The following is a 12,738-nucleotide window of genomic DNA, read 5'->3' as shown; positions in this document are numbered from 1 at the left end:
CCTGTGCGGTGATTTGCAGCGCGGGCGTTTGCCCCTGCCTGCGCGCGGCCATAGAATGCCCGCATGCATAATGACGACCTCTCCCTCCTGCTGAACTCCCTCAACGACGCCCAGCGCCAGGCCGTGGCGGCCTCCGTCGGGCGCCAACTGGTGCTGGCCGGCGCCGGCTCGGGCAAGACCCGCGTGCTGGTGCACCGTATCGCCTGGCTGATCCAGGTCGAGCAGGCCTCGCCGCACTCGATCCTGTCGGTGACCTTCACCAACAAGGCCGCGGCGGAAATGCGCCAGCGTATCGAGCAACTGCTGGGCATCAACCCGGCCGGCATGTGGGTCGGCACTTTCCACGGCCTGGCCCACCGCCTGTTGCGGGCGCACTGGCAGGAGGCAGGGCTGGCGCAGAACTTCCAGATCCTCGACAGCGACGACCAGCAACGCCTGGTCAAGCGGGTGATCCGCGAAATGGGCCTGGACGAGCAGAAATGGCCGGCACGCCAGGTCCAGTGGTTCATCAACGGCCAGAAGGACGAGGGCCTGCGCCCACGGCATATCCAGGCCAGCGGCGACCTGTTCCTGGCCACCATGCGCGACATCTATGTCGCCTATGAACAGGCTTGCGACCGCGCCGGGGTCATCGACTTCTCCGAGCTGCTGCTGCGCGCCCTCGACCTGTGGCGCGACCACCCGGACCTGCTCAAGCATTACCAGCGCCGCTTCCGCCACCTGCTGGTGGACGAGTTCCAGGACACCAACGCCGTGCAGTACGCCTGGCTGCGCCTGCTCGCCTCCGGTGGCGACAGCCTGATGGCGGTGGGTGACGACGACCAGTCGATCTACGGCTGGCGCGGCGCCAAGATAGAGAACATCCACCAGTACACCGCCGACTTCCCCGACGCCGAGTTGATTCGCCTGGAGCAGAACTACCGTTCCACCGGCGGCATCCTCAAGGCCGCCAACGCGCTGATCGCCAACAACAGCGGACGCCTGGGCAAGGAACTGTGGACCGACATGGGCGAGGGCGAACCGCTCACGCTCTACGCCGCGTACAACGAGCACGACGAAGCGCGCTACGTGGTCGAGACCATCGAAAGTCTCATCAAGCAGGGCAACGCTCGCGACGAGATCGCCATCCTCTACCGTTCCAACGCCCAGTCGCGGGTGCTGGAAGAGGCCCTGCTGCGCGAACGCATCCCCTACCGCATCTATGGCGGCCAGCGCTTCTTCGAACGCGCCGAGATCAAGAACGCCATGGCCTACCTGCGCCTGCTCGAAGGCCGCGGCAACGACGCGGCGCTGGAGCGGGTGATCAACGTGCCGCCACGCGGCATCGGCGAGAAGACCGTCGAGGCCATCCGCGAACACGCCCGTCACAGCCAGCTGTCGATGTGGGACGCCATGTGCCAGCTGCTGGCCGCCAAGGCCCTCAAGGGCCGCGCCGCCAGTGCGCTGGGCGCCTTCATCGAGCTGCTCGAGAACCTCGCCGCCAAGGTGCTGGACATGCCGCTGCACCTGATGACCCAGACCGTCATCGAACAGTCCGGCCTGATCATCTACCACCAGGAAGAAAAGGGCGAGAAAGGCCAGGCCCGGGTGGAAAACCTTGAGGAACTGGTCAGCGCGGCCCGCAACTTCGAGACCAGCGACGACGACGCCGACCTGTCGCCACTGTCGGCGTTCCTCGGCCATGCCTCGCTGGAGGCCGGCGACACCCAGGCCGACGAGCACGAGGACAGCATCCAGCTGATGACCCTGCACAGCGCCAAGGGCCTGGAGTTCCCCTACGTGTTCCTGGTGGGCATGGAGGAAGGCCTGTTCCCGCACAAGATGAGCCTCGAAGAACCCGGCCGCCTCGAAGAAGAAAGGCGCCTGGCCTACGTGGGCATCACCCGGGCGATGCGCCAGCTGGTCATGACCTACGCCGAGACCCGTCGCCTGTACGGCAGCGAAACCTACAACAAGGTGTCGCGTTTCGTCCGCGAGATTCCGGCCGGGCTGGTGCAGGAAGTGCGCCTATCGAACACCGTCAGCCGCCCGTTCGGCGGCGCGAAGACGCCCGCGAGCAGCCTGTTCGCCAACGCCAGCATCCCGCAGACCGCCTTCAGCCTTGGCCAGCGGGTGCAGCATGCGGTGTTCGGCGAAGGCGTGATCCTCAACTTCGAGGGCTCCGGTGCCCAGGCGCGGGTGCAGGTGAACTTCTCCGAAGGCAGCAAATGGCTGATGCTTGGTTACGCCAAGCTGGAAGCCATCTGAACCCAATCGCGGGGCTTGCCCCGCGATGACCTTTCAGACAACGCCCGTCTGCATTCCCGACTATCAGGCAAAAGCTCGAAACATGTTGTCGCTGGCTATGTCTGCTGGTTCATGTGCACCATGACGCGCGTGCAATCCACACAAACGGGAACCCCCAACTTATGCAACGTTTTCTTAGCATCGCTCTGGCGCTCTGCGTCGGCCTGACGCTGAGCCTCGACGCCAACGCCAAGCGCTTCGGTGGCGGCAAGAGCTCGGGCTCCGCGCCTATCCACCAAACCCGCCAGGCTACCCCGACCACCCCTGCCGCCGCCCCGACCGCGCCAGGCCGCGCACCCGCTGCCGCCAGCGGCGCCTCGCGCTGGCTGGGCCCGCTGGCCGGCCTCGCCGCCGGTGGCCTGCTGGCCTCCATGTTCATGGGCGATGGCTTCGATGGCATGCAGATCCTCGATTTCCTGATCATGGGCCTGATCGCCTTCCTGGTCTTCCGCTTCATCGCCGCGCGCCGCCGCCAGCAGCAGCCGCAACACGCTGCAGCCGGCCATGCCCCGTACCAGCGCGAAGCCCAGCCGCAGGCCGCCCCGCAGTCGATCTTCGGCGGTTCCGCCGCACCGGTTGCCGCGCCTGCGATAAACGCCCCGGCCTGGTTCAACGAAGCCAGCTTCCTGGCCGCCGCACGTTCGCACTTCCAGTCGCTGCAGCAGCACTGGGACGCCAACGAGATGGACAAGATCGCCGAGTTCGTCACCCCGCAGATGCTCGAGTTCCTCAAGCGTGAGCGCGCGGAACAAGGTGAAGGCTTCCAGTCCACCTACATCGACGACCTCGATGTGCAACTGGACGGCGTAGACGACCGCGCCGACCAGACCGACGCCACCCTTACCTTCCGTGGCGTGTCGAAGACTTCGCGCTTCGACCAGGGCGAAGTGTTCAGCGAAAGCTGGCACATGGTTCGCGCCCAGGGCGAAAACCAGCCTTGGCTGCTGGCCGGTATCCGCCAAAACGGTTAACCGTCGCACGTTGCAGAAAAAACCCCGGGCCTGTCCCGGGGTTTTTGCTTTTGCCAGAGCGGCCTACTAGGGTATAACGCGCAGCGTTGTCATAAGGTCAGAGGATGTGAACCGTGGAAGAAGTGATCGAACAACTCCGTGAAGCCAACGAGCCGGTACCGGTGCCGCTGGAACTGCCGGACGAGGATCAGCTGGTCGAGATCGAGGAAGAGCTGTTCATCAACATCCCCTTCGTGTTCAAGGAATACCTGCTGACCGTCAGTGACGTGGTGTACGGCAGCCTCGAGCCGGTCACCGTGACCGACCCGCAATCCCACACCTACCTGCCGGAGGTGGCGGCCAATGCCTGGGACGCCGGCGTGCCCCGCGACCTCATACCGATCTGCCAGGACGGAGACGATTTCTACTGCGTCGAAGAGGACGGCACCGTGGTGCTGTGGTCCGGTGAAGAGGAAATCGTCACCGAGGAAAGCTGGGAATCGGTCTGGCACTGGGCGCGGGATGTCTGGCTGGAAAGCTGAATGAGAAATACCCGCACAAAGTGATGGCTTATAGCTACCAATCACTCGTAGAATCGCCAGGCTCTCTGCGCCTGGCGACACTGCTACCGCTCCATCCCCTCGGACGACGGTGAAATCTTGCGCAGAAAGCGTTAACCGCTCCCTCAGTGCGAATGATCGCGGCTGTTCTCCAGCGTCTCCAGCAACGCCACCTGCATTCGCGTATGCACACGGATCAGCCAGCGCCACAGCAGTGCCACCACTACCGCCGCCACTACCGCGATGATCAGCAGCAGTTCGCTGGTGGGCAGAATGCTCGCCGACAAGGCTGACAGTAGCAGGAAGATCACCAGCAGTGACAGCAGCGGAATCACCTCGGCGATCACCCGTCTTACGCGCTGGGTATGTCGCCCCGCCATCTCCGGCTTGACGCCCATCTCTGCCAGCAACATCGACAGTGCCTTGAGCTTGCGGTACGCGGCAATCAGGAACGGCAACGACAGCAGCAGCGCCGCGCCCCAGATCAGCGCCTTCTGCTGACCGGCGTCCGTCACCCATTCGCTGAGCCAGACGCCGATACGCCCGGCGAAATAGCCGCCACTGAAGAAGATCGCGATCACCAGCGCCAGGTTGACCCCGACCTGCAACAGGATGCGCCGGATCATCGCCGCCAGCATGGCCCCCTCGCCCTGGGGCTGGATGCTGCGCAACCACTCGCCGTACAGCGAAAGCACCCGCGCCAGGCGGCTGGGTACCACATTGCCCAGCTTGATCGACAACGGGTCGGCAGCGCGGATCAGGTAGGGCGTGAGCAGGGTGGTGATGGCCGATACCGCCACCGCGACCGGGTAGAGGAAGTCGCTGGTGACCTGCAGGGTCATGCCCAGGGCAGCGATGATGAAGGAGAATTCGCCGATCTGCGAAAGCCCCATCCCCACACGCAGCGAAGTGCGTCCATCATTGCCGGCAATGAACGCCCCCATGCCGCAGGAAAGCATCTTGCCCAACACCACCGCCAGGGTGATGACCACGATCGGCCAAGCGTATTCGAGCAGGATCGACGGGTCGATCATCAGGCCGATGGCCACGAAGAAGATGGCACTGAACAAGTCGCGCACCGGCTCGATCAGGCGCTCGATCTTCAGCAGCTCGCGCGACTCGGCCATGATTGCGCCGATCAGGAAGGCACCCAGCACCATGCTGTACTCGAGCTTGACCACCAGCAGGCAGAAGCCGAAACACAGGCCCAGCACGGTAATCAGCAGCATTTCGTTGCTTTCGAACTTGGCCACATAGGCCAGCAGCCGCGGCACCAGCAAGATGCCGATGACCAGCGCGACGATCATGAACAGCGACAACTTGCCCACGGTCGAGAACACCTCGCCGGAGCTCACCGTACCGCTGACGGCGATGCCCGACAGCAGCGCGATGATACCGATGCCGAGAATATCCTCGACGATCAGCACGCCGAAGATCAGTTGGGCAAAGCGCTCGTTCTTCATCTTCAGGTCGTTGAGCGCCTTGACGATGATGGTGGTCGAAGAAATCGCCAGGATCGCCCCGAGGAAAAGCGAATCCATGGTGTTCCAGCCGAACCAGCGACCTATCTCGAAACCGATCCAGATCATCAGGACGATTTCCAGGAAGGCGGCGATGAACGCCGTGGCACCGACCTTGAACAGCTTGCGCAGGCTGAACTCCAGGCCCAGGCAGAACATCAGGAAGATCACTCCCAGTTCAGCCAGGGTCTTGATGGTGTCTTCGTCGTGGATCAGCCCGAACGGCGGCGTGTGCGGCCCGATGATGAAGCCGGCGACGATGTAGCCCAGCACCACGGGCTGCTTGAGGCGATGAAAGAGAATGGTGACCACCCCGGCAACCAGCATGATCACCGCCAGATCCTGGATGAAGCTGATGGCATGCATGGCGTGTTACTCCTTGTTTTCGATGCTGGGGGCGAACCGCTCCTCTGCTGGGAAGACCCTGGGCGCGGAGCAGGCACATACTGTTGTGATTGACGCGAAAGCCCACGTTGCATGGGCGTCGTCAGGTTAACATCGCGCCTTGCCGCAAATTGCCAATGCAATATGCAGAAACAGATCGGCAGATTCGACACCGCCGATGGCAATATTGGCGTGACGATGGAGCGTCAGCCGACGTCCCGTACCAGGATGGGAAACCTCAAAGAGGGGAAACAGAAGTGTCTGCAGATACCCGCCCCGATACCGTGCAAATTCACCGTGAGCTCTCTATGGAACCTGGAAACGCCCAGCTGACCATGACCGTCCTGATGACACCGGACATGGCCAACTTCTCTGGCAACGTACACGGCGGCACCCTGCTCAAGTACCTCGACGAAGTCGCCTATGCCTGCGCCAGCCGCTATGCCGGTACCTATGTGGTGACCCTGTCGGTGGACCAGGTGATCTTCCGCGAGCCGGTGCACGTCGGCGAACTGGTGACCTTCCTGGCGTCGGTCAACTACACCGGCAACACCTCGATGGAGGTGGGCATCAAGGTTGTCACGGAGAATATCCGCGAGCGCTCTGTACGCCACTCCAACAGCTGCTTCTTCACCATGGTGGCTGTCGACGATGACCGGCGCCCGGTGAAGGTACCACCACGCCAGCCGCAGAGCAGCGAAGAGAAGCGCCGCTTCCTGCAGGGTCAGCAGCGCCGACAGATCCGCCAGGAGCTAGAGCAGCGCTATCAGAACCTGAAGACCGATTCGATCTAGCCGTTCAGGCGCTGCGCCTCGAAGCGCACCCGTGGGTGGGCGATGCGATCCTGGGCCCGCACCAGCTGCAGTTCATAGCTGGCGCAGGCCTGGGTTTCCAGCAGCACCTCATGCACGGCAGCGGCGGTGAACTCGAAGGCTTGCAGCCAGTTATCGCCAAGCAGCACCCGGGCGAGGAACAACCCTGACGTCAGGTCGCCCACCCCTACCGGCTGACGCGGGAACGCCAGCAGTGGCCGACGCAGGTGCCAGCTGGCTTCGCGGGTCACCAGGAGCATCTCGAAGGCATCGTCCGCGCGCTGTGGATAATTCAGGTGCTTGACCAGCACTACCTGCGGCCCACGCTCCAACAACCCGCGCGCCATGCCCACGCAATCCTCCAGCGACTGCGCGCGGCGGCCACAGAAACTGTCCAGCTCAAGCTGGTTGGGGCACAGGATATCGGCCTTGGCCACGGCCTGCTCGAGCAGGAATTCACTTACCTCGGCCGGCACGATGCAACCTTTCTCGGCATGGCCCATGACCGGGTCGCACAGGTACAAAGCCCTGGGATTGACCGCCTTGATCCGCTCGACGCCAGCCAGGATCGCCCACCCCTGCTCGGCACTGCCCAGGTAACCCGACAGCACCGCATCGCAGTGGCCCAATTCGCCGATATTGGAAATGCCTTCCACCAACGCGGGAATTTGCGCTGGCGCAAGCACTTCCCCCGCCCACTGGCCATACTGAGTGTGGTTGGAGAACTGCACCGTGTTGAGTGGCCAGACGTTGACCCCGACCCGCTGCATGGGAAACACCGCGGCGCTGTTGCCGGCGTGTCCAAAGACCACGTGGGACTGAATGGCGAGCAGGTGCGGTGTACGTTTCATGCAGGGCGCTTCCGAAACTATGTGAAGAAATGTGCGGCCCGCAGTATGAACCTGATTGCCATCTGTACGACAGGCCAGAGACGCAGTTAAGCTGGATCGACCTGTCTGGAGCTTACGCAAATGCTGACCCTGGAAAACCTTTTCGTCCTGATGCTGGTGGCGACCGCAGGCGCCTGGCTGTGGCACAACCACGGGCTTCGCGAGAAGGCCCTGGCTCGGGTCAAGCAGCATTGTGCCAAGCTCGACCTGGAACTGCTCGACGACGCCGTGGCGCTCAAGCGCATCGCTTTCGTGCGCGACGCCAATGGCCGAAAGCGCCTGGCGCGCATCTACAATTTCGAGTTCACCGTTACCGGCGAACAACGTCACCCCGGCACTGTCACCCAGTTCGGCGCCCACACCATGCAGATCGAACTTGCACCCTACCCGTTCGAGATCAAGACCCCGCCACGCACCGACAACGTCATCGAAATGCAGCAATGGCGCCAGGAACATAACCGCTGGCGCAATTGATCAGCCAGCAACGTAACAGCTGGCGATGGCCGCCTGGAGCACCTGCACTGGTTGTGGCTGATCGAAGATCAGCTCGATGCGCGAGTCCCTGCGCCATTCGCTGGGGCGCCATTCCAGCGCCCCACGTTCCAGGCCATTGAACGACTGCCACCCCGCCGCGGTGTGGATAACCCCTTTCGCCCGGCACCACGACCATTGCTCAAGAACGCCACGTAGCGCCATTTCATCGAAGAACTGGCCCGGATGCCAGCGCCAACCTACGCTCCAGCCCTCGTCCGCCAGCCGGGACTGACAGATCGGTTGCCGCGGATCCACCCACAAGGTGGGCCGTGGGACGGGGCCGTTATCCACAGGCAAACTGGAAAGGTCGAGTGAGCCCGCTGCTGGCGCCGCGGGCGATACAGGCAACTCAGCGAGGGCTAGCGCGCCATGATCCGTCCACAACGCCGGGACTTCAGGCAATGATGCAGTTATCAACAGGCGGGTGGCAGCATCCATGGAGCTCGCCTTGTTGAACAGCAGCAACCCCGCCTTCGCCAATGCCATGTTCTGTGCCTCTGGCAAGCCAGTGCCCCGGGAAAGGGCCGCGGCATCCAGCACCATCAACAGTGGCTGGACCGACAGGACACCGGTCCAAGGCGCCCGCCCCAGTTGCTCCAGCAATTCGAGTGGGTGACCGAGGCCGGACGGTTCGATGAACAGGCGATCCGGGCGCGCCTTGCGCAGCAGGCGGCCGAGCCCCACCTGGAACGGTGCGCCATTGACGCAGCACAGACAGCCTCCCGCCACCTCTGCGATGGCGATGCCGGCCTCATCACGGCTGAGCAAGGCGGCATCCAGGCCGATCTGGCCAAATTCGTTGACCAGCACGGCCCAACGCTCACCAGTTGGTCGTTGCTCCAGCAAGTGACGGATCAGGCTGGTCTTGCCGGCGCCTAGCGGGCCGGCGATCACATGGGTGGGGATGTTCTGCAACATGGCTCGGTATCGCAAGGGCTTGATGGCAGTCTATACCGGGGCGTCCGGCAATTCATGCCAACCAGTCCAGGCTCAACAGCAAGCGACGCTCCCCGGCGGGTGTCTGCGGGGACCGGTGGACCAAGCCCGCACCCTCGTTCCCCAGCCACTTCTCACCCTTGAGCAGGGCTACCTCTCCCGCCACCAATCGCCGGACGTTATCCACAGGCGGCGGCGCCAGCTGCAACCGGGTACGGTCGATGGCACCCTCTGGCAGCCATTCGCTACCTGCGCCGGCGTAGGTACTGAGCAGGCGCAATGGCACATGATCCACATGCATGCGCGGGCACATCGCCCCCTCAAGCACCCGCAGCCGCACCCCTAGGCGCCGAGCGCCCAGCAGGCAGGTATAGGCCGCCACCAGCCAGGCCACATCGGCGACGAAGCCATCGTAGCCATGCAGATCGGCGGTTTCTCTGAGCAGCCCGGGCAACGCTGGCGGCTGGCGTTCATCCACCTCGATCACGCGCTCATCGGCCAATGGCTGGCCCAGGCTCAGCACCAGGTTGGCGAAGTCCTCGACCTGGGCCGGCAGGCGGCGCTGCCAGACCGCGAGGTTGACCCCATCCTGGAGAATCTCCGTCATCACCTGGGGTGACTCACCGAAGACCTGGCGGATATCCACAGTCATGCCGCAGCGTCCTCATGCCACTCACCAAAGGGGTCCGGCAGGCGCAGCCAGCCCATCGGCCCCAACTCCATTTCCTCATCATCGAGCAGGCAGGCTTCCAGCTCTGTGGATAACCGAACAAAGTCGATGTTCTGCCCGATGAACACCAGTTCCTGTCGGCAGTCGCCCGCTTCCGCGGACCACTGCTTGAGGATCGCCGCGGTGTTCTCTTCATCCTGCGGCCATTGTTCGCGCGGCACGAAACGCCACCAACGACCAGCCAGGCCATGGCGCATCATGCCGCCGGCCTGCGACCAGCTACCGGCCTCCTGGAACTTGCTAGCCAGCCAGAAGAACCCTTTGGAGCGCAGCAAGCGGCCGTTGCTCCAAGGCTTGTGGATAAAGTCGAAGAAACGCTGCGGATGGAATGGCCGGCGCGCCTGCCAGGTGGTCGCGGCAATACCATACTCCTCGGTTTCCGGCACATGTTCGCCACGCAGCTCCTGCAGCCAGCCCGGCGCCTGCGCGGCCTGGTCGAAATCGAACAGGCCGGTATCGAGGATGCGCGCCAAAGGCACCTGGCCCATCACCATCGGCACGATCTGCGCCCGCGCATTGAGGCTGCGCAGGATGGCGGTCAATTCTTCGCGCTCATGCTGGCTGATCAGGTCGATCTTGCTCAGCAGCAACACATCGGCGAACTCAACCTGCTCGATCAGCAAGTCACTGATCGAACGTTCGTCACCTTCGCCCAAGGTCTCACCCCGACTGGCCAGGCTTTCGGCTGCCTGATAATCGCGAAGGAAGTTCAGCCCATCGACAACGGTGACCATGGTGTCGAGGCGTGCCATGTCGGAGAGACTGCGGCCCTGCTCATCGCGAAAGGTGAACGTCTCGGCGACCGGAAGCGGCTCGGATATACCCGTGGACTCGATCAGCAGGTAATCGAAGCGACCCTCGCCCGCCAACCGGGCCACCTCCTCCAGCAGGTCCTCGCGCAGTGTGCAGCAGATGCAGCCGTTGCTCATCTCAACCAGCTTTTCCTCAGCGCGGTTGAGGCTGACATTGCGTTGCACCTCACTGGCATCGATGTTGATTTCACTCATGTCGTTGACGATCACGGCCACGCGCAAATTGTCGCGGTTACGCAGGACATGGTTGAGCAACGTGCTCTTGCCGGCACCCAGGAAGCCGGACAGCACGGTGACAGGAAGACGGTTGGGCATGACGAACCTCATCGGGCAGGCGCATTCGAAACGATGCATTGCACAATGTTATATTATAACAATACAATTTCGCCAAGCCGTATCGCCGAACGGTTGTCTGGAGAGCGTCATGAAACTACCTGGCGTCATCGCCCTGCTGCTGCTCGTTCATCCAGAGCAGCTCTTTGCCATGCCCACTACCGACCTTGCACGGTGCACCCGCAGCGCAACCTTGCTGGCCTGCCAGGACAGCAAGGGCAACTACTACAGCGTGCGAACCGAGGGCAGCACCTTTTACTTGCGCGGGTATGAAGTTGCGAGCAAGCGGCTTTGGGCGCAAACCAACAGCCGCCACGGCGCATTGACGTTCTTTACCGGCCTGGCCAGCGACGGCGAGGCTTGGGTCGGCTACAGCCGGCGTATTGGCTGGACCACGCTGAATCGTGTTTCCAGCTCCAGCGGCCAACGCTTCAACCTGCATTGCAGCCTCATCGGCGGTTGCCAGTGACTTTAACCGTTCAGGATCCCTTCCATGACCAGCCTATCCCTTCCCGATGTCGCCGCCCAAAGCAACCAACAGGCACTGCCGCTGGACTGGGTGGGCATGAATGGTATCGCCGTTGCGCTGCAACTCGACGGGCGCACCGTCACCGCATTTGCCGATGCCGGAGTGAGCCTCGACGATGGCGCCTCACGCGGCATCCACATGTCCCGGCTGTACCTGGCATTGGAGGCGCTGGAGCAACAACCCCTGTCACCCCCGCTTCTACGCCATATACTGCGGTCATTTCTGCTTAGCCACACCGGCCTGTCCAACAATGCTTATCTGCGCCTGACCTTTGATCATCTGCTCAAACGGTCGGCACTGATCAGTCCGTTGGCTGGCTGGAAGCGCTACCCGGTAACCGTGGATGCCAAGCTTGAAGATGAAATGTTCCACGTGGAACTATCAGTGAATGTGCCGTACTCGTCGACATGCCCATGCTCGGCAGCACTAGCAAGGCAGTTGATCCAGGAGCAGTTCGACAGGGACTTCGCCCACCGGCCATTGGACCGCTGCGGCATTCGCCAATGGCTGGGCAGTAGTGACGGGATCGTCGCCACGCCCCATAGCCAACGGAGCATGGCCAGGCTTCAGGTACGCCTTGCAGGGGAAGCGCTGAACCTGACAGGGCTGATCGACGCGGCGGAAGCCGCGCTGGGCACCGCAGTGCAGACCGCAGTGAAGCGCGCCGACGAGCAGGCTTTTGCCCTGGCCAATGGACAGAACCTGATGTTCTGCGAGGATGCTGCCCGGCGCCTGCACCTGGCATTGATGCAGATTGAAGAGGTGTTGGGGTTCAGCGTACGCGTGGAGCATGCAGAGAGCCTGCATGCCCACGACGCGGTTGCGGTGACTCAACATCGGTGGTGAGCGCTACTTCAACTGCGTGGCTTCACTGTTCCACAGTCGTTGCCCAGCCAGACCGCCCGGGTATCCATGCTTCCCTGTTGCTGGACACCGGAGGCATTGAACGTGCCGTTGACCTTGGTCAGGAACTCACGGTCGCTGAGGAAGGTGGCCTGGCCGGTACCCTGGGCTTTCGGGCAGTTGAACTGGAACTTCCAGACATTGCCATTGCGCTCGGTGATCTTCTGCGTGCAGCCCGATTGCGGGTCCTGCAGGGGGATGTCGTTGGTCTTGACCTGCTCGGCGGTCAGGCACGAGCGCACACCCTTGCCGCCCACGGTGATGCCCTGCTTGGCCAGGGCACCTTCCATCATCGCCCGTTGCTCAGGCGGCAGGTTCTTCAACTGGCCGAGCATGAACTCCATGTCTGGCAACGGCTTGCCATCGACCTGCATATTGCTGGTGGTCAGCTCCCACAAGCCGGGTTGCAACATCTGCGCGTGGACCAGCGGGCTGCCCAACCCCAGTGCCAGGGCGAGCAATGGCAGACGAATCTTCATGGATGAAAGCTCCTCGAAATACCGGCTCCGGCCGGACTGAGCCTTTAGACGTCGAATTCGCCTGTGGGTTGCAGTGGTCC

Annotated in this window: 13 protein-coding genes; 7 read left to right on the top strand and 6 right to left on the bottom strand. The window is 62.9% G+C overall.

Annotated elements, in window-relative coordinates:
• Positions 1 to 63: 63 nt before the first annotated feature.
• The 3 genes from uvrD to BMY03_RS09160 all read left to right on the top strand — a co-directional run bounded on the left by uvrD (position 64) and on the right by BMY03_RS09160 (position 3,778).
• Entirely contained in the window at positions 64 to 2,247 is a 2,184-nt protein-coding gene (gene uvrD / locus BMY03_RS09170) for a DNA helicase II (RefSeq protein ID WP_038707073.1), read from the top strand.
• Positions 2,248 to 2,408: 161 nt separating this feature from the next.
• Complete coding sequence (locus BMY03_RS09165) at positions 2,409 to 3,257, top strand: Tim44 domain-containing protein (protein WP_038707074.1); 849 nt, start codon at positions 2,409 to 2,411, stop codon at positions 3,255 to 3,257.
• Between the two features lie 113 nt (positions 3,258 to 3,370).
• Entirely contained in the window at positions 3,371 to 3,778 is a 408-nt protein-coding gene (locus tag BMY03_RS09160; protein WP_023629684.1) for an SMI1/KNR4 family protein, read from the top strand.
• Positions 3,779 to 3,921: 143 nt separating this feature from the next.
• Here BMY03_RS09160 and BMY03_RS09155 read toward each other — a convergent pair whose 3' ends face one another.
• Positions 3,922 to 5,682 carry a cation:proton antiporter gene (locus BMY03_RS09155; RefSeq protein ID WP_023629683.1) on the bottom strand — a complete coding sequence of 587 codons (1,761 nt, stop codon included), beginning with the start codon at positions 5,680 to 5,682 and terminating at the stop codon, positions 3,922 to 3,924.
• Between the two features lie 326 nt (positions 5,683 to 6,008).
• Between BMY03_RS09155 and BMY03_RS09150 the strand changes: the two genes are divergently transcribed.
• Complete coding sequence (locus tag BMY03_RS09150; RefSeq protein ID WP_023629682.1) at positions 6,009 to 6,494, top strand: acyl-CoA thioesterase; 486 nt, start codon at positions 6,009 to 6,011, stop codon at positions 6,492 to 6,494.
• On the opposite strand, the gene pdxY is transcribed toward BMY03_RS09150, so the two are convergent.
• Complete coding sequence (gene pdxY, locus BMY03_RS09145; RefSeq protein WP_094010884.1) at positions 6,491 to 7,363, bottom strand: pyridoxal kinase PdxY; 873 nt, start codon at positions 7,361 to 7,363, stop codon at positions 6,491 to 6,493. The genes BMY03_RS09150 and pdxY overlap by 4 nt on opposite strands.
• Before the next feature lie 120 nt (positions 7,364 to 7,483).
• Between pdxY and BMY03_RS09140 the strand changes: the two genes are divergently transcribed.
• Complete coding sequence (locus tag BMY03_RS09140; protein ID WP_023629680.1) at positions 7,484 to 7,876, top strand: DUF3301 domain-containing protein; 393 nt, start codon at positions 7,484 to 7,486, stop codon at positions 7,874 to 7,876.
• On the opposite strand, the gene BMY03_RS09135 is transcribed toward BMY03_RS09140, so the two are convergent.
• Genes BMY03_RS09135 through zigA form a run of 3 tightly spaced genes read right to left on the bottom strand, consistent with a single transcriptional unit; the run spans position 7,877 to position 10,729 of the window.
• Positions 7,877 to 8,854 (bottom strand): CobW family GTP-binding protein, encoded by a 978-nt coding sequence (locus tag BMY03_RS09135; protein ID WP_094010883.1) that lies wholly within the window; start codon positions 8,852 to 8,854, stop codon positions 7,877 to 7,879.
• A gap of 52 nt (positions 8,855 to 8,906) precedes the next feature.
• Complete coding sequence (locus BMY03_RS09130; protein WP_094010882.1) at positions 8,907 to 9,524, bottom strand: DUF1826 domain-containing protein; 618 nt, start codon at positions 9,522 to 9,524, stop codon at positions 8,907 to 8,909.
• On the bottom strand, positions 9,521 to 10,729 hold the full coding sequence (zigA, locus tag BMY03_RS09125; protein WP_023629678.1) for a zinc metallochaperone GTPase ZigA: 1,209 nt from the start codon (positions 10,727 to 10,729) through the stop codon (positions 9,521 to 9,523). Before zigA ends, BMY03_RS09130 begins: the two co-directional genes overlap by 4 nt.
• A gap of 109 nt (positions 10,730 to 10,838) precedes the next feature.
• On the opposite strand from zigA, the gene BMY03_RS09120 reads away from it, so the two are divergent.
• A complete protein-coding gene (locus BMY03_RS09120; RefSeq protein WP_023629677.1) occupies positions 10,839 to 11,216 on the top strand; it encodes a hypothetical protein in 378 nt (125 codons plus the stop codon).
• A 24-nt stretch (positions 11,217 to 11,240) separates the two neighbouring features.
• Positions 11,241 to 12,122 (top strand): GTP cyclohydrolase FolE2, encoded by an 882-nt coding sequence (gene folE2 / locus BMY03_RS09115; RefSeq protein WP_094010881.1) that lies wholly within the window; start codon positions 11,241 to 11,243, stop codon positions 12,120 to 12,122.
• Between the two features lie 8 nt (positions 12,123 to 12,130).
• On the opposite strand, the gene BMY03_RS09110 is transcribed toward folE2, so the two are convergent.
• Positions 12,131 to 12,658, bottom strand: a complete 528-nt coding sequence (locus tag BMY03_RS09110) for a DUF3617 domain-containing protein (RefSeq protein ID WP_023629675.1) — start codon at positions 12,656 to 12,658, stop codon at positions 12,131 to 12,133.
• Between the last annotated feature and the right edge of the window lie 80 nt (positions 12,659 to 12,738).

The sequence above is a fragment of the Pseudomonas soli genome (assembly GCF_900110655.1).
GTDB classification, from domain to species: Bacteria; Pseudomonadota; Gammaproteobacteria; order Pseudomonadales; family Pseudomonadaceae; genus Aquipseudomonas; species Aquipseudomonas soli.
This window is presented reverse-complemented; position numbering and strand designations above follow the sequence as displayed.

Excerpts from the sequence above, each read along its gene's own strand:
- uvrD (WP_038707073.1), top strand. The coding sequence starts at position 64 with ATGCATAATGACGACCTCTCCCTCCTGCTGAACTCCCTCAACGACGCC.
- BMY03_RS09165 (WP_038707074.1), top strand. The coding sequence starts at position 2,409 with ATGCAACGTTTTCTTAGCATCGCTCTGGCGCTCTGCGTCGGCCTGACG.
- BMY03_RS09155 (WP_023629683.1), bottom strand. The coding sequence starts at position 5,682 with ATGCATGCCATCAGCTTCATCCAGGATCTGGCGGTGATCATGCTGGTT.
- BMY03_RS09150 (WP_023629682.1), top strand. The coding sequence starts at position 6,009 with ATGGAACCTGGAAACGCCCAGCTGACCATGACCGTCCTGATGACACCG.
- pdxY (WP_094010884.1), bottom strand. The coding sequence starts at position 7,363 with ATGAAACGTACACCGCACCTGCTCGCCATTCAGTCCCACGTGGTCTTT.
- BMY03_RS09140 (WP_023629680.1), top strand. The coding sequence starts at position 7,484 with ATGCTGACCCTGGAAAACCTTTTCGTCCTGATGCTGGTGGCGACCGCA.
- BMY03_RS09135 (WP_094010883.1), bottom strand. The coding sequence starts at position 8,854 with ATGTTGCAGAACATCCCCACCCATGTGATCGCCGGCCCGCTAGGCGCC.
- BMY03_RS09130 (WP_094010882.1), bottom strand. The coding sequence starts at position 9,524 with ATGACTGTGGATATCCGCCAGGTCTTCGGTGAGTCACCCCAGGTGATG.
- zigA (WP_023629678.1), bottom strand. The coding sequence starts at position 10,729 with ATGCCCAACCGTCTTCCTGTCACCGTGCTGTCCGGCTTCCTGGGTGCC.
- BMY03_RS09120 (WP_023629677.1), top strand. The coding sequence starts at position 10,839 with ATGAAACTACCTGGCGTCATCGCCCTGCTGCTGCTCGTTCATCCAGAG.
- folE2 (WP_094010881.1), top strand. The coding sequence starts at position 11,241 with ATGACCAGCCTATCCCTTCCCGATGTCGCCGCCCAAAGCAACCAACAG.
- BMY03_RS09110 (WP_023629675.1), bottom strand. The coding sequence starts at position 12,658 with ATGAAGATTCGTCTGCCATTGCTCGCCCTGGCACTGGGGTTGGGCAGC.